This window comes from Shewanella sp. 11B5, from assembly GCF_002836795.1.
Lineage (GTDB): Bacteria > Pseudomonadota > Gammaproteobacteria > Enterobacterales > Shewanellaceae > Shewanella > Shewanella frigidimarina.
In genome coordinates this window covers 1-3,098 of record NZ_PJAP01000928.1, presented here as the reverse complement: position 1 = coordinate 3,098, position 3,098 = coordinate 1, and the positions used below count along the sequence as shown (strand labels likewise).

The following is a 3,098-nucleotide window of genomic DNA, read 5'->3' as shown; positions in this document are numbered from 1 at the left end:
GTTGAGCGTGATTACAACTTAGGCGAGAGCGTAGTATTTGGTATTGGCTCTGGCATTGGTTGGGCGTTAGCAATTGTATTGCTAGCCGGTATCCGCGAAAAGATGAAATATTCTGACGTGCCAAATGGCTTACGTGGCTTAGGTATTACCTTCGTTTCAGCAGGTCTTATGGCTCTAGGTTTCATGTCATTCTCAGGTGTTTCTCTTTAAGAGACATTGAGAAGACGCATTAATTTGAACCTTTAAGGATAAGTGAATGGGTATTCTTGAATCTACTCCAATAGATGTCTATCTAGGTGTGAGTATGTTTACTGTGATTGTCTTGGTTTTGGTATTAGTGATTTTATTCGCTAAATCAAAATTGGTGGCAAGCGGTGATATCATTATTGGTATTAACGGCGACGCAGATAAAGCAATTAAAACAGGTGCTGGCGGCAAGTTACTTGGCGTTTTAGCAGACAACGGCATCTTCGTATCAAGTGCGTGTGGTGGCGGTGGCTCATGTGGTCAGTGTCGTGTACAGATTAAGTCTGGTGGTGGTGATATTCTGCCTACTGAACTTGACCATATTAGTAAAGGTGAAGCACGTCAGGGTTGTCGTTTATCTTGTCAGGTAAACGTGAAAACTGACATGGAAATCGAACTTGATGAAGAGATTTTCGGCATCAAGAAATGGGAATGTGAAGTTATCTCTAACGATAACAAAGCGACGTTCATTAAAGAACTTAAGCTACAAATTCCTGATGGCGAATCTGTGCCTTTCCGTGCCGGTGGTTATATTCAGATTGAAGCTCCTGCTCATCATGTTAAATATGCTGAGTTTGAAGTGCCTGATAAATACCGTGGCGACTGGGAACACTTCGGTTTCTTCAAGTTAGAGTCAAAAGTAGACGAAGAAACCATTCGTGCCTACTCAATGGCTAACTACCCAGAAGAGTTCGGGATTATTATGTTGAACGTGCGTATTGCTACGCCACCGCCACGTAATTTAACCCTACCTTGCGGTAAAATGTCTTCGTACATTTGGAGCTTAAAAGCCGGTGATAAAGTGACTATTTCTGGTCCATTTGGTGAGTTTTTTGCTAAAGACACAGATGCAGAAATGGTATTCATTGGTGGTGGTGCTGGTATGGCCCCAATGCGCTCACACATTTTTGACCAATTAAAGCGTCTTAAATCTAAGCGTAAAATGAGCTTCTGGTACGGTGCGCGTTCACAACGTGAAATGTTCTATGTTGAAGATTTTGACGGCTTAGCGGCTGAAAATGAAAACTTCAAATGGCATGTCGCGTTATCGGACCCACAAGCTGAAGATAACTGGACTGGTTATACTGGTTTCATTCATAACGTATTGTATGAAAATTACTTACGTGACCATGATGCGCCAGAAGATTGTGAGTTCTACATGTGTGGACCTCCAATGATGAACGCCGCCGTTATTGGTATGCTAAAAGATTTAGGTGTTGAAGACGAAAATATCTTATTAGATGATTTCGGTGGTTAATGAGTTAACTCATCACATTGACATGTAAGTCATGAAATTGCAGCAGTGCAGACAGGGTGGTTAAACACTAGTCTTGCACGCTGCAATTTTTTTTGTTTATTTAATACAAGTGTAAATTTGACATGACTGTAAATTCAATCAAGTTATTGCTATTGCCAGCGTTGTTGTTATTGGTGAGCGCCTGCAGTTCACCAGAGCCTATTATTTCATTATCTGGTAGTACTATGGGTACCACTTATCATATTAAAGTGGTCAACAGTGACCGCTTACCTGAAGCGCAGCTACTACAAGCTGAAATTGACATGGCATTAGAAGTCGTAAACGATCAAATGTCGACTTACCGTTCAGACTCAGAACTGTCTAAGTTCAATCAATTACAAGTTCAACAAAGCGTTAAAGTATCCGCTGATACCATTAAGGTTATCGAAGAGGGTATGCGTCTTTATCAGGAGACTGATGGGGCATTAGATATCACATTAGGACCAGTGGTTAATTTGTGGGGCTTTGGTCCTGATAAACGACCGACAACCATCCCGACTCAAGCTCAAATCGATAACGCTAAAGCTAAGATGGGCATCAAAGAATTGTCGATAAAAGGCTTAACATTAACTAAGCATAATGCAGACCTGTATGTTGACTTATCTTCTATAGCAAAAGGTTTTGGCGTTGATAAGATTGCCGCGATATTAGACAAATATCATGTATCTGGATACTTAGTTGAAATAGGTGGTGAGCTTAATGTTAAAGGTACTAAGGATGACAATACCCCATGGCGAGTGGCTGTAGAGCAACCTACTACAGAAGGCCAAGCCGTTCAGCAAGTGATTGAGCCTGGGACAATGTCATTAGCAACATCAGGTGATTACCGTAACTTTTATCAAGAGAATGGCGAACGTTTTTCACATTTAATTGATCCTCGTAACGGTTATCCTATTAAGCATAAACTTGCCTCTGCAACCGTGTTACACTCTAGTTGTATGACCGCAGATGGATATGCCACTGCGATGATGGTGTTAGGAACTGAGGCTTCATTGGCACTTGCTAAAGAGAAAAATTTAGCAATAATGTTAATTGAGAAGCAAGAACAGGGTTATCAGGTCTATTACAGCGATGCGTTTAAATCGTATGTTAAGTAGCTTCTTTATTTTTTAACTAGTTGATGAAACGACTGATTAATTCAACTAGTAGTACCATAATCTGAATGAGTAATTGGAGTTTGTAATGAGCACATTTATAGCAGCGTTTGTAGTGTTATTATTGTTCTTTTTGTTAATGTCTATCGGCTATATCGTGAAAAAGAAAGCGGTAGAAGGTAGTTGTGGTGGTTTAGGTGTTTTAGGTATTGAGAAAGCATGTGACTGTGACGATCCATGTGATAAACGTAAACGCCGTATGGAAAAAGAGCAAGCTCGCAATGAGTTGCTCAATCAAAATCGAATTATTTAGCATCGTTAATTGCCTAAAGCGAAGGTTAATAGACCAATGCTTTGTAAAGAGCCTTCATTTAGAAGGCTTTTTTTATGTTCGTGTATTGCTAACGAGTTACAAAGCTTAGTTATAATGATAATGGTTATCAATTGTAAGTGTGTGAAAA

General features: G+C 40.0%; 4 protein-coding genes. All 4 read left to right on the top strand.

The features are described 5' to 3' along the window. Positions 1 to 210 (top strand): Rnf-Nqr domain containing protein (locus tag CXF78_RS18370; RefSeq protein WP_308302278.1); only part of this gene is annotated, 210 nt, incomplete at its 5' end. Positions 211 to 256: 46 nt separating this feature from the next. Continuing rightward, entirely contained in the window at positions 257 to 1,504 is a 1,248-nt protein-coding gene (gene nqrF, locus CXF78_RS18365; RefSeq protein WP_011636428.1) for an NADH:ubiquinone reductase (Na(+)-transporting) subunit F, read from the top strand. A gap of 122 nt (positions 1,505 to 1,626) precedes the next feature. After that, the gene (locus CXF78_RS18360) at positions 1,627 to 2,640 is read left to right on the top strand and encodes an FAD:protein FMN transferase (RefSeq protein WP_102037564.1); all 1,014 of its coding nucleotides are present in this window, start codon (positions 1,627 to 1,629) and stop codon (positions 2,638 to 2,640) included. Positions 2,641 to 2,725: 85 nt separating this feature from the next. Next, entirely contained in the window at positions 2,726 to 2,950 is a 225-nt protein-coding gene (nqrM, locus tag CXF78_RS18355; RefSeq protein WP_011636430.1) for a (Na+)-NQR maturation NqrM, read from the top strand. Positions 2,951 to 3,098: the final 148 nt, after the last annotated feature.